This window comes from Bosea sp. 29B (assembly GCF_902506165.1).
Lineage (GTDB): Bacteria > Pseudomonadota > Alphaproteobacteria > Rhizobiales > Beijerinckiaceae > Allobosea.
In genome coordinates, this window is sequence record NZ_LR733817.1 from 2,684,236 (window position 1) to 2,706,329 (window position 22,094).

At 67.7% G+C, this 22,094-nt stretch carries 22 protein-coding genes; 5 read left to right on the top strand and 17 right to left on the bottom strand.

Annotated features, from left to right (window positions below):
• Positions 1-390: 390 nt before the first annotated feature.
• The 16 genes from GV161_RS13180 to GV161_RS13255 form a co-directional block, all read right to left on the bottom strand.
• On the bottom strand, positions 391-1,803 hold the full coding sequence (locus GV161_RS13180; RefSeq protein WP_152015879.1) for an FAD-binding oxidoreductase: 1,413 nt from the start codon (positions 1,801-1,803) through the stop codon (positions 391-393).
• Positions 1,804-1,807: 4 nt separating this feature from the next.
• Entirely contained in the window at positions 1,808-2,572 is a 765-nt protein-coding gene (locus tag GV161_RS13185) for an SDR family oxidoreductase (protein WP_348521242.1), read from the bottom strand.
• Positions 2,569-4,308 (bottom strand): SMP-30/gluconolactonase/LRE family protein, encoded by a 1,740-nt coding sequence (locus GV161_RS13190; RefSeq protein WP_152015878.1) that lies wholly within the window; start codon positions 4,306-4,308, stop codon positions 2,569-2,571. Before GV161_RS13190 ends, GV161_RS13185 begins: the two co-directional genes overlap by 4 nt.
• Entirely contained in the window at positions 4,248-5,231 is a 984-nt protein-coding gene (locus GV161_RS13195; RefSeq protein WP_152015877.1) for an NAD(P)-dependent oxidoreductase, read from the bottom strand. The genes GV161_RS13190 and GV161_RS13195 overlap by 61 nt, the downstream gene beginning before the upstream one ends.
• Positions 5,228-6,349, bottom strand: coding sequence for an ABC transporter ATP-binding protein (locus tag GV161_RS13200; protein WP_152015876.1), 1,122 nt, complete (start codon positions 6,347-6,349; stop codon positions 5,228-5,230). The genes GV161_RS13195 and GV161_RS13200 overlap by 4 nt, the downstream gene beginning before the upstream one ends.
• 8 nt (positions 6,350-6,357) lie before the next feature.
• Positions 6,358-7,188 (bottom strand): carbohydrate ABC transporter permease, encoded by an 831-nt coding sequence (locus tag GV161_RS13205; protein WP_152015875.1) that lies wholly within the window; start codon positions 7,186-7,188, stop codon positions 6,358-6,360.
• A gap of 10 nt (positions 7,189-7,198) precedes the next feature.
• Positions 7,199-8,104 (bottom strand): sugar ABC transporter permease, encoded by a 906-nt coding sequence (locus GV161_RS13210; RefSeq protein WP_193219565.1) that lies wholly within the window; start codon positions 8,102-8,104, stop codon positions 7,199-7,201.
• Positions 8,105-8,227: 123 nt separating this feature from the next.
• Positions 8,228-9,499 carry a sugar ABC transporter substrate-binding protein gene (locus GV161_RS13215; RefSeq protein WP_152015873.1) on the bottom strand — a complete coding sequence of 424 codons (1,272 nt, stop codon included), beginning with the start codon at positions 9,497-9,499 and terminating at the stop codon, positions 8,228-8,230.
• A gap of 27 nt (positions 9,500-9,526) precedes the next feature.
• Positions 9,527-10,696, bottom strand: coding sequence for a mandelate racemase/muconate lactonizing enzyme family protein (locus GV161_RS13220; RefSeq protein ID WP_152015872.1), 1,170 nt, complete (start codon positions 10,694-10,696; stop codon positions 9,527-9,529).
• Complete coding sequence (locus GV161_RS13225; protein WP_152016256.1) at positions 10,696-11,610, bottom strand: dihydrodipicolinate synthase family protein; 915 nt, start codon at positions 11,608-11,610, stop codon at positions 10,696-10,698. Before GV161_RS13225 ends, GV161_RS13220 begins: the two co-directional genes overlap by 1 nt.
• A 159-nt stretch (positions 11,611-11,769) precedes the next feature.
• The gene (locus tag GV161_RS13230; RefSeq protein WP_152015871.1) at positions 11,770-12,249 is read right to left on the bottom strand and encodes a copper chaperone PCu(A)C; all 480 of its coding nucleotides are present in this window, start codon (positions 12,247-12,249) and stop codon (positions 11,770-11,772) included.
• A 19-nt stretch (positions 12,250-12,268) separates the two neighbouring features.
• Positions 12,269-13,066: a DJ-1/PfpI family protein gene (locus GV161_RS13235; RefSeq protein ID WP_244624174.1), complete on the bottom strand. Its 798-nt coding sequence runs from the start codon at positions 13,064-13,066 to the stop codon at positions 12,269-12,271.
• Positions 13,063-14,652, bottom strand: coding sequence for a copper resistance protein CopC (locus tag GV161_RS13240; protein ID WP_152015870.1), 1,590 nt, complete (start codon positions 14,650-14,652; stop codon positions 13,063-13,065). Before GV161_RS13240 ends, GV161_RS13235 begins: the two co-directional genes overlap by 4 nt.
• Before the next feature lie 40 nt (positions 14,653-14,692).
• Positions 14,693-15,211: a YcnI family protein gene (locus tag GV161_RS13245; RefSeq protein WP_152015869.1), complete on the bottom strand. Its 519-nt coding sequence runs from the start codon at positions 15,209-15,211 to the stop codon at positions 14,693-14,695.
• 180 nt (positions 15,212-15,391) lie between these two features.
• Positions 15,392-15,757 carry a hypothetical protein gene (locus GV161_RS13250; RefSeq protein WP_152015868.1) on the bottom strand — a complete coding sequence of 122 codons (366 nt, stop codon included), beginning with the start codon at positions 15,755-15,757 and terminating at the stop codon, positions 15,392-15,394.
• 88 nt (positions 15,758-15,845) lie between these two features.
• Positions 15,846-16,265: a helix-turn-helix domain-containing protein gene (locus GV161_RS13255; RefSeq protein WP_152016254.1), complete on the bottom strand. Its 420-nt coding sequence runs from the start codon at positions 16,263-16,265 to the stop codon at positions 15,846-15,848.
• A gap of 105 nt (positions 16,266-16,370) precedes the next feature.
• Here GV161_RS13255 and GV161_RS13260 point away from each other — a divergent pair, with 105 nt between their 5' ends.
• The 5 genes from GV161_RS13260 (at position 16,371) to GV161_RS13280 (ending at position 21,137) form a co-directional block, all read left to right on the top strand.
• Entirely contained in the window at positions 16,371-18,674 is a 2,304-nt protein-coding gene (locus GV161_RS13260; protein WP_152015867.1) for a heavy metal translocating P-type ATPase, read from the top strand.
• 11 nt (positions 18,675-18,685) lie between these two features.
• Positions 18,686-19,315 (top strand): isoprenylcysteine carboxylmethyltransferase family protein, encoded by a 630-nt coding sequence (locus GV161_RS13265; protein ID WP_152015866.1) that lies wholly within the window; start codon positions 18,686-18,688, stop codon positions 19,313-19,315.
• A complete protein-coding gene (lspA, locus tag GV161_RS13270) occupies positions 19,312-19,818 on the top strand; it encodes a signal peptidase II (protein WP_152015865.1) in 507 nt (168 codons plus the stop codon). The genes GV161_RS13265 and lspA overlap by 4 nt, the downstream gene beginning before the upstream one ends.
• Positions 19,818-20,732, top strand: a complete 915-nt coding sequence (locus GV161_RS13275) for a cation diffusion facilitator family transporter (protein WP_152015864.1) — start codon at positions 19,818-19,820, stop codon at positions 20,730-20,732. Before lspA ends, GV161_RS13275 begins: the two co-directional genes overlap by 1 nt.
• A 102-nt stretch (positions 20,733-20,834) precedes the next feature.
• Entirely contained in the window at positions 20,835-21,137 is a 303-nt protein-coding gene (locus GV161_RS13280; RefSeq protein WP_152015863.1) for a hypothetical protein, read from the top strand.
• A gap of 176 nt (positions 21,138-21,313) precedes the next feature.
• Here GV161_RS13280 and GV161_RS13285 read toward each other — a convergent pair whose 3' ends face one another.
• Positions 21,314-21,937 carry a DsbA family protein gene (locus tag GV161_RS13285; protein ID WP_152015862.1) on the bottom strand — a complete coding sequence of 208 codons (624 nt, stop codon included), beginning with the start codon at positions 21,935-21,937 and terminating at the stop codon, positions 21,314-21,316.
• Between the last annotated feature and the right edge of the window lie 157 nt (positions 21,938-22,094).

Here is a 22,094-nt window from a genome sequence, read left to right on the forward strand (position 1 = left end):
GCCGGATGGGCTCTGCTGCTGCGCCGGCGCGGTCTCGGCCGGGGCGGTCTGGGCCAGGGCGACGAAGCTTGCCACGGGCGTGGCGACGATGGCTGTCGCGAGCAGAACTGTGCCGATCAAACGCTGCATCGAATTGGGTCCGTGGTCTTGCGGCGCTCCTCCTTGACGGGAGCGCTTTCCGACCAGAGCCACGTCCGCTGAAGCAGCTCCGGTCGACCGCACGACGAGGCTGGCTGAGCACATCGTCTGCGCGATCGTCCCCAGCAGTTAAACCAGAGCGAATTGGTTAGCAAATACAATAGTTTACACGTATTCTAAAGTAACGCGCCCGCTGCTCTTGGTCCGGAACAGTTCAAGTATTCCGGGTGCTTCGCTCGGCCGCGAGCGTGGTCACCTCTGCGCGAGGACCGTGCCGGGATTGAGGATGTCGAGCGGGTCGAAGGCCTGTTTGACCGCTCTCATCAGCTCCAGCGCCTCCGGCTGTGCATGCCCTGCCAGCATGCCGACTAGGCTACGCCCGATGCCATGTTCGGCGGTGATGCTGCCGCCGAAATCCCCGACGATCGCGAAGACCTCTGCATTCACGGCATGGCCGATATCCGCAAGCTGCTCCGCCGGCGTCTGTCCGGGAAGGAGCAGGATGACATGGATGTTGCCGTCGCCGACATGGCCGACGAAGAGGGGGCGCGCTTCGGGGAAGCGCTCGGCAGCCATCGCTTCGATTGCCGAGATGAAGGCCGGGACATCGGCGACCGCGACGCTGGTGTCGTGCGAGACGATCGGGCCTGCGCGGCGGTTCGCTTCCGCGACGGCGAAGCGCAGATGCCAGATCGCCCTGGCCTGCGCCTCGCTTTGCGCGATGGTTGCGTCCTGGAGCATCCCCTGTTCCAGCGCTATGGCGAGAACTTGCGTCAGCATCTCGCCGATGGGGCTGCTCGGATCGCTGTCCCCGAGCTCGACGAAGACGTACCAGGCATGGCGTCCGTCGAGCGGCAGGGTCGTTCCGGGCACGAGGTCGAGGGTGAGGCCCATCTCGCCGTCGCACATCAGCTCGAAGCTGGAGATGCGCTCGCCTGCGCTCTGCCTCAGCAGGGCGAGCAGCCGCAATGCATCTACCGGACTCGCCAGGCCGCACAGCGCCGTCACGCTCGCCCGCGGCCTTGGAAACAGCCTGAAGGTCGCCGCGGTCACGATCGCGAGCGTGCCTTCCGAGCCGATCACCAGCTCCTTGAGCGCATAGCCGGCATTATCTTTCCGCAGTGGTTTGAGGCCGTGGATCACGGCGCCATCGGCGCGAACGTATTCGAGGCCGAGCACGAGATCACGCACCGTGCCGTAACGGATGACGTTGATGCCGCCGGCATTGGTCGAAACCACCCCGCCGATCTGGCACGAGCCTTCGCTGCCGAGGCTGAGCGGGAAGAGCCGCTCCTCCCCCGCGGCCGCCTGCTGGACATCGGCGAGGATGCAGCCGGCCTCGGCGGTGAGCGTGTCGCCTTCTAGGTCGATTGCCCTGATCCGATTGAGGCGCGCCAGTGAGAGGACGACGGCTTCGCCGGAGCCGTCCGGCGTCGCCCCGCCCGACAGGCCGGTGTTACCGCCCTGCGGCACGACCGGCGTGCGTGTCGCACTCGCCCAGCGTAGGATAGCCGAGACCTCCTCGACGCTGCGCGGGCGGAGCAGGGCGAGCGCCGCACCGCGATGCTTGCCGCGCCAGTCGCTGAGATGCGGCGCCATCGCCTGCGGATCCGTGACGATGGCGGCCGGGTCGAGCGCGGTGCGCAGGTCGTCGAGTGGGCTCATCGCGCTAGACCGTGCCGGCGTCGACGATGAAGTTCTGGCCGGCGCACATGCGCGAGACGTCGGAGCAGAGGAACAGCACCATCTGCGCGATGTCCTCCGGCAGGATCTCGCCCTTCAGCGCCTGCGCAGCCTGGTTGGCCGCGCCCTTCTCCGGCGTCCACCAATGGCTGCGCTGGCGCTCGGTCATCACCCAGCCCGGCGTGACGCAGTTGACCCTGATGCCATCAGGCCCCAGCGCCCGCGCCAGCGAGCGGGTGAAGCCGATCACCGCCGATTTCGCCGTGGTGTAGGCGATCATATGCGGCGAGCCCTTCATCCACGAGGTCGAGGACAGATTGACCAGCGCCCCGCCGCCGAGGTCGCGCATATCCGACGTCAGCGCCTGCGCCACGAACATCATCGGCCTGAGGTTCACGGCGAGGCGATCGTCCCAATAGGCCTCCGTCACCGCCTCGAAATCATGCCGCTCGTCATGGCCGGCATTGTTGACGCCGATGGCGAAAGGGCCGTGAATGGCCCGCGCCGCTGCGATAGCCGCTTGTGTGGCCCGGACGTCGCGCAGATCGGTGTGGTGGAACGAGACCCTGCGACCGGCAGCCGTGAGCTCGGCGGTCAAGCGCTCGCCGCGCTCGGCATCGATGTCGAGGAAGGCGACCTTGGCGCCCTGCCGCACCAGTGCCTCGACGATGGCGCGGCCGATGCCGTCGGCGCCGCCGGTGACGAGGGCCGCCTTGCCGGCGAGATCGGGATAGCTGGCTTCGATCCTCACCCGCCGAACTCCGCTGCCGGCAATCCGGGCACGTCGACCGGCAAGGTGAAGAGCCCGCCCGAGAACGGCGCCTCGGCCAGCACCCGCGAGGGCAAGCGGATGCGCGCCGTGGTAATGAACAGCGTCTTCAGGTCGGGTCCGCCGAAGGCGAGGCTGGTCGGGCGTGGCACCGGCAGCCAGACCTCACGATCCAGCCTGCCGTCCGGCGCATAGCGGTGCAAGCACCAGCCATCCCAGATCGCGCACCAGACGAAGCCCTCGGCATCGACCGCGAGCCCGTCGGGGCGGCCGGCGACCTCGGCGAAGACGCGGCGATTGGCGAGCGTCCCGGCCTTGGCCTCGAACTCGTAGGCATAGATGCGGCTATGAGCGGAATCGACGAAGTAGAACATACGGCCATCGGGACTCCAGTCGAGGCCGTTGGCGACGGTCAGTCCGCTCTCCTGGCGCTGCCAGGAGAGGTCCGGTGCGATCGCGTAGAGCGCGCCTGAGGCGCGGCTGGCGTCGAGCCGCATCGTGCCGGCCCAGAGCCGGCCCTGCCGGTCGCATTTGCCATCGTTGAAGCGGTTGTCAGGGATGTCGGCCTCGGGGTCGGCGAGCGGCGTCAGCCGGCCGCTGGCGAAATCGAAGGCCTCCAGCCCTTCCTGCGTCAGCACGACGAGCCCACCGCCGCGGCGGCCGAGCACGGCGCTGACCAGGCGCGGCAGCGTCACCTCCTCATTGTTCCCGGTCGCCGGATCGAAGCGGTTGACCGAGGGCGCGAGGATGTCGACCCAGTAGAGCCGCTGCTCGCCGGCCGACCAATAGGGTCCCTCGGCGAGATGCGCGCCCCAGGGCAGCACGCATTGGACGTTGGGATCGACGGGACGCGCCGAGCGCGGCGCTGGGCTGATGTTCATCTGCGTCGCGCCGACATTGCCGGAGATCTGCCTGGCAGCCGCCATCAGGTCGCGGCCGGTGGTGTGCAGGCGCTCGCGCGTCAGGCGCGAGGACGGGCCGAACACGCCGATCGCGGCGACGGCCCGGCCGGTATGGTCGAAGATCGGCGCTGCGACCGAGGCGACGCCGGCGACATGCTCCTCCTGCGAGACGGCATAGCCGCGGGCCCGGGTCAGAGCGAGGTCGGCCGCGAGCGCTTCCTCTTCGGTGATCGTCGTCTCGGTGAAGCGCTCGAACTTCAGCCGGTCGACGAGGGCGCGCTGCTCATGCGGCTGGACGAAGGCGAGCAGGGCCTTGCCGCCGGCGGTGCAGTGCAGCGGTGCGCGCCGGCCGATCTCGATGCGGAAGCCATAAGGGCCGCCGCGGCTGCGCTGGTCGATATAGAGCACCTCGCCATTGTCGATGGCGCAAAGGGCGGCGGTCTCGCGCGTCTCCTCGGCGAGCCGGTCGAGCGCCGGCGCGCCGGCGCCGCGCAGGTCGAAGGATTCCCAGACGCGGTGGGCGAGCTCGAACAGGCGGTGGCCGAGCCGGTAGGTGTTGTCGCTCTCCTCGTGCCGGATCAGGCGGAAGGTCAGGAGCGTGTTGAGCATGCGCGCCAGCGTGCCCTTGGGCAGGCCGGTCGCGGCCTGCAGGTCGCGGAAGCGCGGCGGTGCCGGCGCCTCGCCGATCACGTCGAGCAGATAGAGGCCCTTGGCGAGGGCGGCTGCGCCGGTCGGGACATCGCGCTCGTCCGGCGTCAGGACGCGCGCTTCACCCGCGCCTGCGCCGCCTCGCCGATCATGCGCTCGAAGGTCCATTGCGGCTCAAATCCCAGTTCGGTCCGGATCCTGGCGTTCGACGTCTCGTAGAAGACGCCGGCGCCCGGCAGGTCGATGGTCTTCAACGGCAGTCCCGTCAACTCCGCCATCATCGACAGTGCGGCGGCGAAGTCGACCGGCTCGGTCGCGCCGAGATTATAGGTGCGCCCGGCGGCGCGCTCGTCGGTGAGCGCGAGCAGGATGCCGGCGACCATGTCGCGCGTGTCAGTGATGTGCATGCGGAAGGGCCGGCCGGCTTCGCTGCGTGACAGCACCAGCGCCTCGCGCCCATCGTCGATGGCCCGCAGCGCTGCGACAGCCGCCGCATTTCCGAAACCTTCCTGCTGGCGGATCTTCGGCTGCAGGAAGAAGCGCGGGCCGGAGAAGAAGCTGCCGGGATCGAGCAATTCGCTGGCATCCTGCGTATGCGAGAAGCGCAGGATCGTCGCAGGGACGCCGCTGGTCCGCTCGAAGAAGCGCACGATCTCTTCGCCGAGAAGCTTACTCAGTCCGTAGGGCGAGCGCGGCTTCAGCGGGTGATCCTCGTCGATCGGTTGGTAATCCGGCACGTTCTCCGGGTAGACCTCGCCAGAGGAGGCGAAGACGAGGCGCTTTGGCTTCACAGCCGCCGCTTCTTCGAGCAGCACGCGCGTGCCCTCGACATTGGCGGAGAACAGCCTGTCGCGATCGGCCGGCAGCCAGGACATGAAGGCGCCGAGATGCAGGATCGCGGCGCTATCGCGCACGGCCTCCCTTGCGGCGGCGCGATCATCGAAGCCGCCGAGCACTTCGCGATAGGCCGCATGATCGATCCCGCTGGCGCGCAGATCGAATCCCGTGACGCGGTGGCCCGCTTCGAGCAATTGGCGGGCAACGCGCGAGCCGACACGCCCGGCGCTGCCGGTGACCAGGATCGTGCTCATCGGATCGCCTCGCCGCTGGCGGCATCGAAGACATGCAGTCGCGCCGGGTCGAACGAAAGCGTCAATGTCGCCTCCGGCGGCCTTGGATCGGGATTGATCAGGCGTGCGATCAGCGAAGTCCGCCGTGCCTCGTCCTCGCCGCCGGAACTCGCCTCGCGACGGTGCTCGTCGGGCAGATCGACATAGACATATTGCTCGCTGCCGAGGCTCTCGATCAGCCGCGGGCTGACCGCGAAGGAGACCTGCCCTGGTCCCGCGGCGATGTGCTCAGGCCTGAGCCCGACGACGATCTCCTTGCCGGCGAGCGCAGCGGCGTTCGGGACCGGCAGCGTCACGGCGTGACCGAACAGGTTCGCTGTCACGCCGCCGCCTTTGGCTTCGGCCTTTGCCTTGAGGAAGTTCATGCCGGGCGAGCCGATGAAGCCGGCGACGAAGAGATTGGCCGGCTCGCGGAACATCACATCGGGCGAGGCGATCTGCTGGATGACGCCGTCCTTCATGATGACGATACGGTCGGCCATCGTCATCGCCTCGGTCTGGTCGTGGGTGACGTAGATCGTCGTCACCCGCAGCCTCTTGTGCAGGGCGCTGATCTCGGCCCGTGTGTGGACACGCAGCTTGGCGTCGAGGTTGGAGAGCGGCTCGTCCATCAGGAAGGCCTGCGGCTCGCGCACGATCGCCCGGCCGAGCGCGACGCGCTGGCGCTGGCCGCCGGAGAGGGCGCGCGGCCGGCGTTCGAGGAGATGGTCGATGCCGAGGATTTTTGCGGCCTCGGCGACCCGCCGCTCGATCTCGGCCGCGTCGGTGCCGCGCATCTTCAGGCCGAAGCCCATGTTCTTGGCGACCGTGAGATGCGGGTAGAGCGCGTAGTTCTGGAAGACCATGGCGATGTCGCGATCGCCGGGGGCGAGGTCGGTGACATCTCGCTCGCCGATGCTGATCGTGCCGGAGGAGGCTTCCTCCAGCCCGGCGAGGATCTTCAGCATCGTCGACTTGCCGCAGCCTGACGGGCCGACGAGGACGACGAACTCGCCATCGGCGATGTCGAGCGAGAACGCCTTGAGGACGGTGAGCCCGCCATAGGATTTGGTGACGCTGTCGATGCGGATTCCGGCCATGAGACTCTCTACTTCTCGGCCCCGGCCGTCAGGCCGCCGACGAGATAACGTTCGAGGAAGAGGTAGATCGCGAGGATGGGCAGGGCGACGAGGATGGATGCGGCGGAGATGTCGCTCCAGTTCGAGATGTACTCGCCCTTCATCGTGGTAATGCCGAGATTGGCGGTCCAGTTGCCCTGGGCGTTGGTCAGGAAGGTGCGGGCATAGGCATAGTCCGACCAGGACAGGACGAAGCCGTAGAGCGCGGTTGCCGCCAGTCCCGGCGCCGAGACCGGCAGGATCACCCGGACCATGGCGCCGAGCGGCGAGCAGCCATCGACCATCGCCGCCTGTTCGAGCTCGCGCGGGATCGTGTCGAAATAGCCCTTCAGCATCCAGGTGGTGAACGGGATGATCAGCGTGGCGTGGGCGAGGATGATCGACCACAGGCTGCCGATCAGTTCGAGATTGCGGAAGATGCCGAAGAGCGGGATCACCAGCAGCGTCGCCGGCAGCATCTTGGCGGTCAGGATGAAGAGCCCGAGCGACTGGCCGCCACGCACGCGAAAGCGTGACAGGCTGTAGCCGGCGAGCACCGAGACGACCATGGACAGGCTGACCGCCCCGATCGCCGCCAGCGCCGAGTTGCCGAGCCAGAGCAGGATCGGCTTCTCCGCCATGATCTGGCCGAACACGCCCCAGCGCGGCTCGCTCGGCCAGAAGCTCGGCGGCAATTGCCTGAGCAGGCTCGGCTCGGAGAGCGCGGTGACGACGAGCCAGTAGATCGGGAAGACCAGGATGGCGCAGGTCAGGGCAACGCCGGCATAGAGCAGGACGCGCTGCGGGGTTTTCCGTCTCATCGCCGCCTCCTCAGATATTGTCCGGCGCGCGGGCGATCATCAGCCGGCTCGCGATCACGCAGACGATCAGGGTGATGACGCCGATGGCCGAGGCGTAGCCCATCTTGAAGAAGCCGAAGGCCTGCTCGTAGGTCATGATCGAGAGCGATTGCGTCGCCTTCAGCGGCCCGCCGCCGGTCAGCACGTAGATGATCGAGAAGTCGCGGAAGACCCAGAGCATCACCAGCACCAGCGTGACGCCGATCACCGGCATCAACGAGGGGATGGTGATGTGGAGGAGCCGCTGCCAGGCGCGGGCGCCGTCGACCTTGGCGGCGTTGTAGAAGTCCTCGGGGATCGACTGCAAACCGGCCAGCATCATGATCGAGACGAAGGGATAGCCCTTCCAGACCATCACCGTGCAGACCACGGCGAAGGCGGCATCGGGCGAGGAGAACCAGTTGATCGTCTGGTCGACGAGGCCGAGCTTGATGAAGAGCCAGTTCATCAGGCCGAAGGAGGAATCGAACAGCCAGGCGAAGATCACGACCGCGATCACTTCCGGGATCGCCCAGGGCAGGGCGACCAGCAGCCGCGCCAGCGCCTGGCCCTTGAAGCGGTTGTTGACCAGCAGCGCCGTGCCGAGGCCGAGCAGGAAGCAGAAGAAGGAGACGATGGTGACGAGCTTGAACGTCACCCAGCAGGCGTTCCAGAAATCCTCGGAGGCGAAGAGCCGCTCGTAATTGGCGGTCGTGAACGGCCGGCGCGGCTGGTCCAGCCGGGCGATGTTGACGTTCTGGAAGGAGAGATCGACCGAGACGAACAGCGGATAGACGATGATCAGCGCGATCAGCAGCACCGCCGGCGCCAGCAGGAGATAGCCGAGCCAGTGCCGCCGGCTCGGGCGGGCGAGGTCGAGGAAGGCTGATCGGGGCATGGTGCCTCCTGGCCGAAGCTCGTCATTCTCGGGCGGAGCGAAGCGCAGACCCGAGAATCTCATGACGAGAGAGCGCTGGTTTCCGAGATGGCCGGGTCAAGCCCGGCCATGACGGCACTCCGGTCACTGCTTCTGCAGTGCCTCGGCCTTGGCCTGCATCGTCGCCGCGACGGTCTTCGGGTCGAGGTCCTGGATGATCATGCGCTGCGACTCTTCCATGACCATCTTGGCGAACTCGTTGAACTGCAGCTCAAGTCCCTTCGGGATGCGGTCGACCTTGGCCTCGGCCGCCGCCTTGGTCGCCTGCACCAAGAGGTCGAAATGCGGCGTGTCCTTGGTCGCGGCCGAGGTGTCGGCGCGTGGGCTGGGCGGCGGCGAGGCGCCGAGCGTCGCATAGCTCGACTGGAACTTGTCCGAGGTCGCGATCGCGATGAAGTCCCAGACCAGCTTCTTGTTCTCCTTCGGCGCATCGGCGGCGATGCCGAGCACGTTGGAGGAGCCGCCGACCGGCGGCTTGAACGGCACCATGCCGAGCTTGATCTGGTCCTTGGCCTTGCCCTTCTGGATGATCGGGTAGAGCCAGGGCCCGTCCGTCTTCATCGCGATCTTGCCGTCGGCGAACATCTGGCGGACCTCGCCGGCCGCCAGATCGCGCGGGGTCAGGCTGTTCTTGACGATGGTCTTCCAGCGCGACAGGCCCTCGATCATCTCGGGCGTGTTGATCGTCACCTTGCCGGCATCATTGGTCCAGCGCCCGCCGGCATCGAGCGTGTAGTTCATCATCTCGCTCATGTACTGGCCGCCGCCGCCCTTGGTCTCGTGGCCGGTGCCGAACTGGTCGGTGATGCCGTCGCCGTTGAGGTCCTTGGTCAGTTTCTGCGCGGCGGCGAGGAACTCGGCATAGGTCTTGGGGACGGAAAGACCTTCCTTCTTCAGCAACTCTTCATTGTAAGCGAAGATGTAGCCGAAATAGAGCATCATCGTGCAGACGGTCTGCTTGTTCCAGCTGCAGGTGTCCTGCCCGGCCCAGCCCTTGAGGTCGAGTTTCGACTCCTTGATGTAAGCGTCGAGCGGCTCCAGCCAGCCATTATCGGCGAATTTCTGGAACTCGAAGGAGGCGAGGTGGACGATATCCGGCGGCTTGCCGCCGGCGAACAGGGTCGTCATCGTGTCGGCATAGGCACCGCGCTCGACCTTGGTCCATTCGATCTTGACGCCGGGATGGGTCGCCTCGAACTCCTTGATCACCGAGCCCCACCAGTCACCGACGCCGCGCTCGTCCTTCTGCCAGGAGACGAATTTCAGCACCTTGCCCTGCGCCAGCGCGGCGCCGGGGAGAAAGCCGGCGGCGAGCGCGAGCGCAGCCGCGGAGAATGCAAGCCTTGTCCTCGTCATGGTCTCCTCCTTCCTTTGTTGTCGTTGCTAAAGCCGTTTCAGCAGCTTGAGCGCTTCCTTCGACGGCTCGACGCCGAGGCCGGGCCCGCTCGGCAAACGGTAGAAGCCTTCGCTGCAATCCATGTCGCCCTGGAGCAGCCGCCGGTTAGGCTCGAAGATCGAATGCTGGAACTCGTGGCACTCGACCGCCGCAAGCGCCGAGGACGCATGCAGGCTCGCCGCCAGGAACAGGCCGATGCCGATGGTGGCGTGCGGGATGACCCGGAGGTGATGCGCCTGGGCATAGAGGCCGATGCGCATGAACTCGGTCACGCCCTTATGGCCCATTTCCGGCTGCACGATCGCGCAGGCACGCCGGGCGGCGCGCGGCACGAGATCATAGACGGTGCGCCATTCCTCGCCGGCCGCGACCGGCGTCGAGACCTTCGCAGCGACATGGGCGAGGCCGTCGAGATCCTCCGGTTTCACCGGCGCCTCGGCGAACCAAAGACCGTGCGGCTCCATCGCTCGGATCGCCGCGACGGCTTCTTCGCCGGTATGGACCCAGTGCAGGTCGCAGGCGATGCGCGCCTGCGGCCCGAGCCGCTCGCGCAGCGTCCTGATTTCCGCGACATTGCCGTCATCGGCGACGGGGGCGGCGAACTTGAAGCTGTCGAAGCCCTTTGCCTGCCATTCCGCCGCGAACTCGGCCCGTTCCACCAGCGTCGGCTTCGGCAGGCCGGAGATGTAAGCCGGCAAACGCTCATACTTTTGCCCGCCGAGCAGCTTGACCAAAGGCAGGCCGGAGAGCTTGCCGCACAGGTCCCACAGCGCGATGTCGATCGCGGCGAGCGCGTCGAGATAGAAGCCGCCGGTATAGCCGCGCACCCGCATCAGATCGTAGAGATCGTCATGGATGACGCTGACGTCGCGCGGATCGCGCCCGACGACGAAAGGGCCGAGCAGGTCGTCAATGATCGCCATCGCCGCGCCGGGCGCGACGATGCCATAGGTCTCGCCCCAGCCGACCGCGCCGCTTGCCGTCTCGATCCGGACGACCACGGTACGGTCGACCGTCGGATAAACCGTGCGGTTGCCCTTGCGGACGATATAGCCGTGATCGTTGATGCGCTCGCCCTCGCGCAGGGCGCCGAGATAGGGCGTCTCGCGCGGGATGGTGATCGAGAACACCTCGACGCGGGCGACACGCTCGGCCATCACGCGCCTCCGCCGAGCTTGGGCTCGCGCGGCTCGACCGTCATGAGGTCGGCGCAGGCGTCGAGCCAGGCGTCGATCTCGGCGACATCAAGCGCATCCATCGGCGGCACCTTGGCCCGCACGACCTGGTTGGTCAGCACGCCGCGCCGCGTCAGCACATGCTTGGTGAAGGCCATGCGGAAATTGAACTGAATCACCAGCAGCGGCAGCGTGCGCATATAGAGTTCGCGCGCGCGCTCGATGTCGCCACTGCGATAGGCCCGGTCCATCGCGACATGGACATCGGCGAGCTCGACCGCCGGCATCGCGCCGCAGGCACCGCGATTGTATTCGTCGATCAGGTAGCGCGCCCCGCCGCCGCCGATCACGCCCTTCAGATGCGCCGGCATGCCGGCCGCGATCGCCGAGATGGCGAGGCCGGACGGCAGCGTCTCCTCCTTGACATAGGTGATCGCCGGATTGTCGCGGACGATTTGGAGGATCGCCTCGGGCTTGAGGTCGGAGCCGCGCGGCGCCGGCGCGTTCTGCAGCACGATCTCGATGCCGGGCACTGCCGCAGCAATCTCGCCATAGAAGGCCGAGACGGCCTCTGTCGTGGTGCCGACGCTCTTCGGCGCCTGGATCATCGCATGGCGGATGCCGTTGGCGAGGGCCTCGCGGCAATGCGAGATGGCCTCGAGGGCGGTCGGAGCGCTCGCGCCGGCGACGATCGGCAAGCGTCCGCCGACCCCGGTGACCACCACCTTCAGCAGTGTCGTCCGTTCGGCCGCAGTGAGCTCGTCGACCTCGCTGGCGAAGCCCGGGAACACGACGCCGTCGACGCCGCTGGCGACGGCGAAGTCGACGATCCCCGCCATCGCCTCGGGATCGACGGCTCCAGCCTCGGTGAACGGCGTCGGCAACACCGGGAGCATGCCCTGCAGCACTGCGTTCCTCCTATTGATCCATATTGTGGATCATTTGTTTTCTAATATGGACCGTACTTCTCAGGGCAGGAATGGTCAAGCGCGCATGAAAAAAGCCGCCGGGCTTGCACCCGGCGGCCTCCGCGATTTCGCAGCCTTTGGCGACGGTCAGTGCTTGTGCGCTTCGGCCGGGGCACGGGCGCCGACCGACTGCACGGAGAACTCGACCGGGACCGCTCCGGCCTTCTCGAAGGTCAGGGTGCCCTTGATCGTCTCGCCTTCCTTGAGCTGGCGCTTCAGATCCATGAACATGATGTGGTAGCCGCCGGGCTTCAGCTCGAGCTTGGCGCCGGGCTTGAGCTCGACGCCCTCGGGCAGGCCGCGCATGGTCATCACGCCGTTGTTCATCGACATCTCGTGGATCTCGACCTTGCCGGCGATCTCGCTGCTGCCGCCGAGCAGGCGGTCGGGGGCACTGCCGGTGTTGGTGACCGCGACATAGCCGCCAGCGACCTTGGCGCCACCGGGGGTGGCGCGCGTCCAGGGCTGCTCGATCTTGAGCGGGCCGGCCGTGTAGTCCTGCGCGAGGGCGGTGCCGCAGTTCAGCGCGAGGGCTGTGGCGGCGAGGGCGAAGCGGAACTTGGTCATCTTGAGGCTCCTTGGGTGATCAAAGCGAGAGTCGGGACTTGGCGAGGTCGGCATTGCGCCGGGCGGCATCGATCAGGGGCTTGCGCCGCGCCAGCACATCGCCGGTGAGCTTGGCACCGGCGCGCTCGGGCGAGCCGGCGTCGAAAGGCGGTTGCGGATCATATTCCAGCACGAGCTGGATCAGGCGCGCCGTCTCCTCATCACGCAATTTGGCGGCGACCGTCAGGCCGAAATCGATTCCGGCCGTGACGCCACCGCCGGTGATGCGGTTGCGGTCGGTGACGACGCGGCTGTGCTCGACGCTCGCTCCCATCGCTGCCAGAAGGTCGCGAATGTACCAGTGGCCAGTGGCGCGATAGCCCTTCAGCAGTCCGGCGGCGCCGAGCAGCAGCGAGCCTGTGCAGACCGCGGTGACATAGCGGGCCCGGGCGCCGCGATCGGCGAGGAAAGCGAGTGTCTGCGCATCCTCCATCAGCGCGACGCTCCCCTTCAGCCCGCCGGGGATGAACAGGACATCGAGATCGGCCGGGCAGTCGGCATAGCTCGTCGTCGGCGTGACCGGCAGGCTAAGATCATTCGCGACCGGCTGCCGGTCCTTCCAGACCAGGTGCAGCTCCGCCCGCAGCAGTGAGAACACGGTCAGCGGACCGACCAGGTCGAGCATGACCATATCGGGGTGCACCAGCATCGCGATCCGCGGTGTGCTCGCGCCGGCAGGCTGGGCCAGCGCGGCTTGCGGCAGCCCGGCGAGCAATCCGGAGAGCGCGCCGGCCGCTGCCAGGCCCGTCCAGTCGCGTCGTGTCATGTCACCTGTCATGGCCTGATCTCCACGGTCTCCTTGAGACGGGTCATCTCGAAATCCGAGACCAGGATCTCGAGCTCGATGGTCCAGCGTCCGGCGACGGGAAGCGTCAGATCGCCGACTCGCCAGCTGCCGTCTGCTTGCTTGGTGGCCTGCCGCTCGATCGGCTCGATGCCGGCTTCCGGCCGTGACAAGGCAAGCCGCAATTCCTTCGCCGCAAGCGGGCCGAACTCGCCGTCGAGCAGCGAGACGGTGATCGTCACCGGGCCAGCGCGGCCAGGTGTCAGGCTGATGTCGGCCATCGCCTTTTCGGTATGGATATGGACGCTGGCTGGCTGGGCAGCCGCAGCGAAGAGGGCGCGCGGCGGCGGCGTAAAACGCCAGAGCGCGACGACGGCGAGGATGGCGACGATGATCGCGATCTCAGCCGCGATGATCCGGGTCAGCCGCGAGCGGGTGTTCGCCCGCCCGGATACGGCCGCGTCCGTCAGCCGGTAGCGGTTGAAAGCGCCGAGGCCGATCAGCGCCGCGACCAGCGCGAGCTTGCCGGTGAGTACGAGGCCGTAGGGAGTGGTCAGCAACGCCTGCGGGCGCTCGACTTGGACGATGGCCAGAGCGAGGCCGCTGAGCAGGATGAAGAGCAGCAGCACCGGAATGCGTCGCGAGAAACGCTGCAGCGTCTGCGCCCCGTCGGGCTGTCGCAAGGCGAGAGCGAGAGGCAGCAGCGCGCCGGCCCAGCCGGCCATGCCGATCGCGTGCAGGAACACGGCCGGGCGGGTCAGGAATTGCGGTTCAGCGGCGCTGGCGTGGCCGCTGGCGGCAAGCGCCGCGCCGGTGCCGAGCCAGGCAATGATTGCGAGCAAGCGTCCACTCCGACCGGGCACGCCGAGCGCGATCAGTGCGACGAGCAAACCGAGCGTCGCGATCAACGCGGTGCGGCCGAAACTGCTCGCGGCGGCCGCCTGCCAGGCCGCTGGCTGAAGCGCACCGGAAAGCGGCAGTGTCAGAGCGTCGAGCCCCTGTGCCGCGAAGGCGATCGGCAGCGACAGCAGCCCGAGCGCGAGGAAGCCCGCTATCGGCCGGCGCACGGGTGCGGGCAGGGGGGCGGCCCAGGCCATGAAGGCCACGCCGCCGATGCCGAAAGCGAGCCCGAGATAGAGCCCGAACTTGCCGAGCCAGAGCGCGATGCGGACGGCCGGCTCGGTCTGGCTTGCGGTGATGGCAGGCGCTGCGCTCGGTGCACCCACCGAGAACAGCACCGAGCCACCGACGGGATGGCCGTCCTCGGAAACGACACGCCAACTCAGCACATGCGTGCCAGTGGCGAGATCGGACGGTGCCGTGATCGCGAGCGTCCGATCCGTGAGCGTGAAGCGCGTCAGCGCGCGGCTCGTCCCGTCCGGGCCGATCAGCTTCAGCACCAGCGGCGAGACCGGCTCGCTGAAGCTCAGGCTGAACTCGGCGGGCGCGCTGGCGACGACCGAGCCGTCGGCCGGAACAGTCTTCGTCAAGGCGGCATGCGCCATCGCCTGTCCCGCCGTCGCGAGCGAGGCGACGGCGAGGCCGAGCAGGATGAGAAGGAGGTGAAGTTGCCGGGTCATGGCGGGAAGGCGGCCGGGCGGAAAACCCGGCCGCGCTCGCTCACTTCTTCGGCGTCAGCTTCACGCCGGGCGCCGGGAACTTGTAATCGTCAGCCGACTTGCCGGCCGCCGGGATCTCGATCCAGCGCTCGACCGCACCGCCCTCGCATTCCTGTACCACTGGTACGTAGAGCGTCGTCTCCGGCTTGAGGTCGGCGGCGAGATAAGCGCGCAGGACGAACTCGTCATAATGCTCGTCGAGCAGCTTGCCGCCGCTCCAGCTGACCTCGGTGACGCCCTCAGCCGTCGGTGTGCCGTAATAATCGTAGGACTTCTCGTACTTGCCCTTGGTCGTCTCCAGCGTCCAGCCGGGCTTGGGCATCGGCTTGACCGCGATGACGCCCTCGGGAATGCGGACGCGGACCTTGGTCGTGGCCGCGCCCTTGCAACCATGCGGCACGCGCAGCACCGCCTTGTAGGTCGAGCCGACCGGGGCCTGCTGGGTTTCCAGCGTGACATGGGCGAAGGCCGGGCCGGCAGTGAAAGCCGCGACGAGGGCGGCGAGCGAAAGCGATTTCATCGTCAGGAATCCCTGCGGAAAGGACGCCGGCACGGCCGGCGCAGCCGCGTTCGGCGGCATGAATTTGGAAGGAGCGCGCGAGTCGGCAGGGTGCCGTCGCGAGCGAATGGGGCGAGGAAAGGCCGTTGGCGACCGTCAGCAAGGGGAGGCGGCGCGACCTTGCGCGCAGGCCTGTCCTGTTCAGAGGCCGGCGGGCGGTGCGCGTGGATTGGCCGGGGAGCGGCCGGCGACGAAGCCGGATGGCAGGTCGAGCCGGCGCTGGAAGGCGACGAGGTCGACGGCGCGATGCACAACCGGTAGCGAGTTGGTCGGGGCGGCTGGTGCGCCGGCGCCGGTGAAGGCGCAGCCGAGCATGCAGCAGCTCATCAGCTCATGCGCCGCAGCGCCGTCGCCTTGGCTCATCGGCTGATCGCCGCCGGCGCAGAGCGTCATCGCCAGCGAACGGTCGAGGCTGAAGCTTGCCGCATTGGCGCCGGAGGCAAGGCCCGCGAAGATCGCCTGCAGCACGACGAGATAGGCCGCGACCAGCGCAACCCAGCGTCTCATCCCTGTCTTGCTGCGCCCTGCGGACAAAACCAACCCTCCTGCGATTTCGATAGCATGGCTGCCGGCAGGGTCAATTTGCGTTGATGTCTCAGTGGCCGTGGTGCTCGCAACGGCTGTGGTCGGCCAGCGCTTCGATCACGGCGCAGTCGCTGGCGGCGACCCCGCCCGAGCAAACCGTTGCGATCCGGGCAAGTTCGGCTTCGAGCGAGCGCAAACGCGCGATCTTGTCGCGCACTTCCTCGAGATGCTCGGCCGCGATCGCATGCGCTTCGTCGCAGGCCATGCCGGGTGTGTCCGAAAGCCGCAGCAGGGTGCGGATGCTCTCGACCGCGAAGCCGAGATCGCGCGCATGCTTGATGAAGGCGAGCCGCTCGACATGGGCACGGCCGTAGCGGCGCTGGTTGCCCTCGGAGCGCTCCGGCTCCGGCAGCAGGCCGACCTGCTCGTAATAGCGGATCGTCTCGACCTTGACCCCGGTCCGCTCGGCCAGCGTCCCGATCGGCACCACGCGCTCGAGAGATTTCGCTGGCTGCATGATTTTCCCTCTTGAAGCTGTAGTGGCTACAGGTTGTAGGTAGGTGGTCCCGCAACGCTGTCAAGCGGAGACGAGAGCATGGCCACCGCCGCAAAAACCGAAACGGAAACGCTGTCCTGGAAGGTCGGCGGCATGGATTGCGCCAGCTGCGCGGCGAAGATTCGCGGCGCGGTCGAGCGCTTGCCCGGCGTTTCCGATGTGCGTCTCTCGGTGATGTCCGAGACACTGACGCTCGCCCTCGACGAGAGCCGGACCCGGCGCGACGTCATCGAGAAGCGCGTCGCCAGCCTCGGCTACAAGACGACGCCGGCGAGTGCGCCGCGCGTGGCCGCCTCCGAGCCGAGCGCGGCTTGTGGCTGCGGCCATGACCACGGCCCGGCAGAGAAGGCGCAGGGCCACGCGCACAAGCACGACCACAAGCACGATCACGGCCATGACCATGCCCACGGCAAGGGTGCCGACCATGGCCACAGCCTGCCCGGCCATGTCCACGAGCCGACGCCGGACGGCGTCTCCTGGTACCAGACCGGCAAGGGCAGGCTCGTCCTCCTGACCGGCGCGCTGCTCGCCGGCGCCTGGCTCGCCAAATTCACGATCTCCGAGACCGCCGCCTATTGGGCCTTCGTCGTCGCCTGCGTGATCGGCGTCGTGCCGGTGGCCCGGCGCGCTTTTGCGGCGGCGGCGGTCGGCCAGCCATTCACCATCGAGATGCTGATGACGATCGCCGCGACCGGCGCGCTCGTCATCGGTGCGGCCGAGGAGGCGGCGTTGGTCGTCTTCCTCTTCGCCGTCGGCGAGGTACTGGAAGGTGTCGCCGCCGACCGTGCCCGCGCCTCGATCCGGGCGCTGGGCGATCTCGTGCCCAAGACAGCAATTGTCGAGGAGAACGGCGAGACTCGCCAGGTCGACGCTGCCGGGCTGAGGGTCGGCCAGATCGTGCTGGTGCGCCCGGGCGACCGCATCCCGGCCGATGGTGCGATTACCGACGGCGTCTCCGGCATCGACGAGAGCCCGGTCACTGGCGAATCCGTGCCGAAGACCAAGGGCATCGGCGAACAGGTCTATGCCGGCTCGGTCAATCGCGAGGCGGCGCTGCGCGTGCGCGTCGAGAAGGCGGCTGAGGACAACACCATCGCCCGCATCATCCGCCTGGTCGAGGAAGCCCAGGAGGCGAGGGCACCGACCGAACGCTTCATCGACCGCTTCTCGCGCATCTACATGCCGGCGATCGTAGGGCTCGCCATCCTGGTCGCGCTGGTGCCGCCGCTCGCCTTCGGCGGCGAGTGGTCGGTCTGGATCTACCGGGCGCTGGCGCTGCTGCTGATCGGCTGCCCCTGTGCGCTGGTCATCTCGGTGCCGGCCTCGATCGCGGCGGCGCTCTCGACCGGCGCGCGCCAGGGCCTGCTGCTCAAGGGCGGCGTGGTGATCGAGGCTGCGGCGCGCACCGGCGTCGTCGCCTTCGATAAGACGGGAACGCTGACCGCGGGCGAGCCACGCGTCACCGAAATCGTTGCGCTCGGCCATGACGAGCGCAAGCTCATCGAGCTCGCCGCTGCGGTCGAGACCGGTTCCAGCCATCCGCTGGCGCTCGCCATCCTCGCTCGCGCCAAGGCGGATGGTGTCCCGGTGCGTGCCGCTGCCAATGCGGCCGCGATCGCCGGCAAGGGCGTCACCGGCGAGCTCGACGGCGTCGCCATCTTCGTTGGCGCGCCGCGCCACGCCAAGGATCGCGCCAGCTTCGACGCAAGTGCACTGGAAGCGGTCGAGCGGCTCGAAACGGCCGGCAAGACCGTCGCCGCCGTCATCGCCGACGGCCAGCTCGCCGGCCTGATCGCCCTGCGCGACGAGCCGCGCGAGGACGCTGCCGCCGCCATCGCCGAGCTCAAGGCGCTCGGCATCCGCTCGGTGATGCTGACCGGCGACAATGCCCGCACCGGCGCGGCCATCGCCGGCTCGCTTGGCCTGGAGCACAAGGCCGAATTGATGCCGGACGACAAGGTCACGGCGATCAAGGCTCTGTCGCGCGAGGCGCCGGTGATGATGGTCGGTGACGGCATCAACGACGCCCCGGCGCTGGCCGCCGCCAATATCGGCGTCGCCATGGGCTCCGGCACCGATGTCGCGCTCGAGACCGCCGATGGCGCCGTGCTGAAGAGCCGGGTGCGCGATATCGCCGCCATGATCCGGCTGGCACGGGCGGCGATGGGCAATATCCGCACCAATATCGCGCTCGCGCTTGGCCTGAAGGCGGTGTTCCTGGTCACCAGCGTGCTCGGCTATACCGGCCTCTGGGTCGCGATCCTCGCCGATACCGGCGCGACCGTGCTGGTCACCGCCAACGCGCTGCGCCTGCTGCGCTTCAACGCCGGCAAGGCCGGCTGAGGAGGCGGCCGATGTCCGGCATGGAGATCGCCAGCTATCTGATGGCCGTCGTCTACGTCATCAGCTTCTTCGTCCTGTCGACGCTACTGGCGGAGGAGGCCGGTCGCCCGGTCTGGCTCTTCGGCAGGGGCAAGGAGAAGCAGACGCTGCCGGCGCTGCTTTTCCGCCTCGCCTTCGCCGGTGCCGTGCTTTGGCCGCTCTGGCTCGCCGCCTTCGGCAATCCGGTAAAGGACGATCCGCTGGCGGCGGCGCTGGACGGGCCCTGGTTCGACGTGCTCGGCCATCTCCTCGTCGTCATCGGCGCCGGTGTCGCGCTGTTGTCGCAACGCGCCATGGGCTCCTCCTGGCGTATCGGTGCGGCCGAGGGCGAGCAGGGCGCGATCGTCGACAGCGGCCCCTTCGCGATCTCGCGCAACCCGGTCTTCGTCGGTCAGGCCCTGCTGTTCATCGGCCTCTTCATCGTTCTGCCGAGCCTCGTCCAGGCGGCGCTGACTCTGGCGCTGCTGATCGCGATCAGGCTGCAGGTGGCGATCGAGGAGCGCGTGCTCAGCGCTTCGCTCGGTCAGCCCTATCTCGTCTACAAGGCCCGCGTCCGGCGTTGGCTCGGCGTCAGTGGCGGCACTGCGGGAGAGGCCGCATGAGCTGGTCGCGCAGGCTAAGCTTTGCCGTTGCCGTCGCGCTCGCGGCCGCCGGTCTCGATCAGGCCAGCAAATGGCTGATGCTGGAGATCGTGCTGAACCCGCCCGAGCTGATCGAGCTCACGCCCTTCCTCAATTTGCGCCTCGGGTTCAACACCGGCGTCAGCTTCGGCCTGTTCCGCGACACGCTCGAAGCCTGGCCCGGCCTGCTCGGGCTGTTCAAGTTCGCGGCCGGCCTCGGCCTGCTGGCCTGGGCGGCGTTCGCAGGGCACCGGCTCGAACGCATCGGCTTGGCGCTGATGGCGGGCGGGGCCTTCGGCAATGCGATCGACCGTTGGCGCCAGGGCGCGGTCACCGATTTCCTCGACCTGCATTGGGGCGACTGGCACTGGCCGACCTTCAACGGCGCCGACATCGCACTGAGCTGCGGCGTAGCGCTGATGCTGCTGGCCGCGCTGCCGGTGATGAACCGGGCGCCGGCCCAGCGCACGAACGGAGCATCCTGATGGGAGCCGGACATTCGCATGGCGGCAGCGCCGGCACGGCGGCGGGGCGGCACAAGTCGCGGCTCGCCATGGCCTTCGGCCTGACCTTCTCCTTCATGCTCGCCGAGGTGATCGGCGGCCTGTGGACCGGCAGCCTCGCGCTGCTGGCCGATGCCGCGCATATGCTGACCGATGCCGGCGGGCTTGCCCTGGCGCTGGTCGCGATCCGCTTCGCCGAGAAGCCGGCGACGCCGCAGCGGACCTATGGCTATGTCCGGATGGAGATCCTGTCGGCGCTCGCCAACGCCGTCGTCCTGCTGCTGCTGACGGTCTACATCCTCTACGAGGCCTATCAGCGCTTCCTTGATCCGCCGCCGATCCTCGGCGGGCCGATGCTCGCCGTCGCGGTGGTCGGGCTGATCGTCAATCTGATCAGCATGAAGCTGCTCGCCGGCGGCTCCTCCGAAAGCCTCAACGTCAAGGGAGCCTATTTCGAGGTGCTGAGCGACATGCTCGGCTCGCTCGGCGTCATCATCGCGGCCGTGATCGTGATGGCGACCGGCTGGACGCTCGCCGACCCGATCGTCGGCGCCGGCATCGGCCTGTTCATCGTGCCGCGAACCTGGATCCTGCTGAAGCAGGCGGTCCACATCCTGATGGAAGGCACGCCGCCGGAGGTCGATATCGCCTTCTTGGAAAAGTCGCTGCTGGCGTTGCCGGGCGTCGCCGCCGTCCACGACCTGCACGTCTGGACGCTGACCTCGGGCCTCGATGCGATGAGCGCGCATATCGTCGTCGCCGACATGGCGCAGGGGCGTGAGACGCTCGTTCAGGCCAATCGGCTCCTCGCCGAGGAGTTCGGGCTCAGGCACACCACCATCCAGATCGAGGACGAGGCGATCCGCCGGACCGATGGTCACGAGCAGCGCCTCTAGAGCCGGGTCCGATCGGATTGGATCAATCTGATCGGTGAATCCGTCTCTGACTTCAAGATTGAACACCGCAATTCCGACACAGGCAAAGCTGAAAGCCGCACCATGGAATCGTTCATCGCCGCCTTGGTCTCGCTCCTGATCCTCAATCCGATCCAGGGCGCCATCACCAGCCAGCTCTCGGCCCTCGGGATTCCGCGCGACCGCGCCGAGAAGGTCGCGACGTGCGCCCGCGCTGCGGCGCCGACGATCGTGACACGTGTTGGCGAGAATCCGGGCTGGGCGGTGGTCCAGGTCGTCCGCTTCTGGACGGGGGCGGCGACCCCGGACGCCGTGCTCGTCGAGATCGCGCCGCAATGCGCCGGCGCTGTCGAGACCGCCAAGCGCGCCATTGGCCGCTCGGCCTGATGTCTCAGGGCCTGGGACTGGCCGGTTCTGTCGGTACCGCGTGCGCCTGGGGATCATTCAAGTGCCGCCGATCCTCGGTCTCGCGCATCCGCACGACGGTGACAGCGTAGAACAGGATCGCCAGCGCCGTCAGTGATGCCGCGAGCGCAAGGTTTCTTGACCTCACCATGGCGAGGTCAGCGCCCGGCTAGCAGCGGCGCCAGGATCGCGTCGAACTGCTCGAGCGAGAGTGCGCCGACCTCCTTCTTGCCGTTGACGAAGAAGGTCGGTGTCGACTCGACGCCGAAGCCCTTGCCGCGCTCGGAGACCTGCTTGATGCCCTGATAGATGTCCTCGCGCTTCAGGCAGGCCTCGACGCCGTCCTTGCCCATGCCGGTCTGGCGCATCGCCTGGGTCAGCCCGTCCAGCGGATTGTCGGAGTGGGCCCAGCTTTCCTGCGTGCGGTAGAGCATGTCGACGACCGGGTACCATTTATCCTCGCCGGCGCAGCGGGCGAGCATGAACCCGGCCATCGCCAGCGGATCGAGCGGGAATTCGCGGATGATGAAGCGCACCTTGCCGCTGTCGACATACTTCCCCTTGAACTCCGGCCAGGTCTTCATGTGGAAATTCATGCAGTGATGGCAGGTGAGCGAGGCGTATTCGATCACCGTCACCGGCGCCTCCGCCGCACCGAAGACCTTTTCCGGCAGCGGTCCGGGGTCGAGCAGGGCGGTTGGTGCCTGGGCGAGCGCGGGCAAGGAGAGCGAGCCGGCAAGGCCGAAGGCGAGGGACTGCAAAATGAGGCGGCGGTCGAGCATGGCGTGATTCCCCTTTCGCCGCCGTTCTGCGACCTGAAGCCACTAGAGCTTCAAGTACTGAGCATCGGGGCGGCGGCAGGCGTTGTTCACGAAAACGTCAATTGAACCTCGACCGGCCTGAGGTTGCAGGGTCGCGCGGGTTCAAACCCGTTCACGA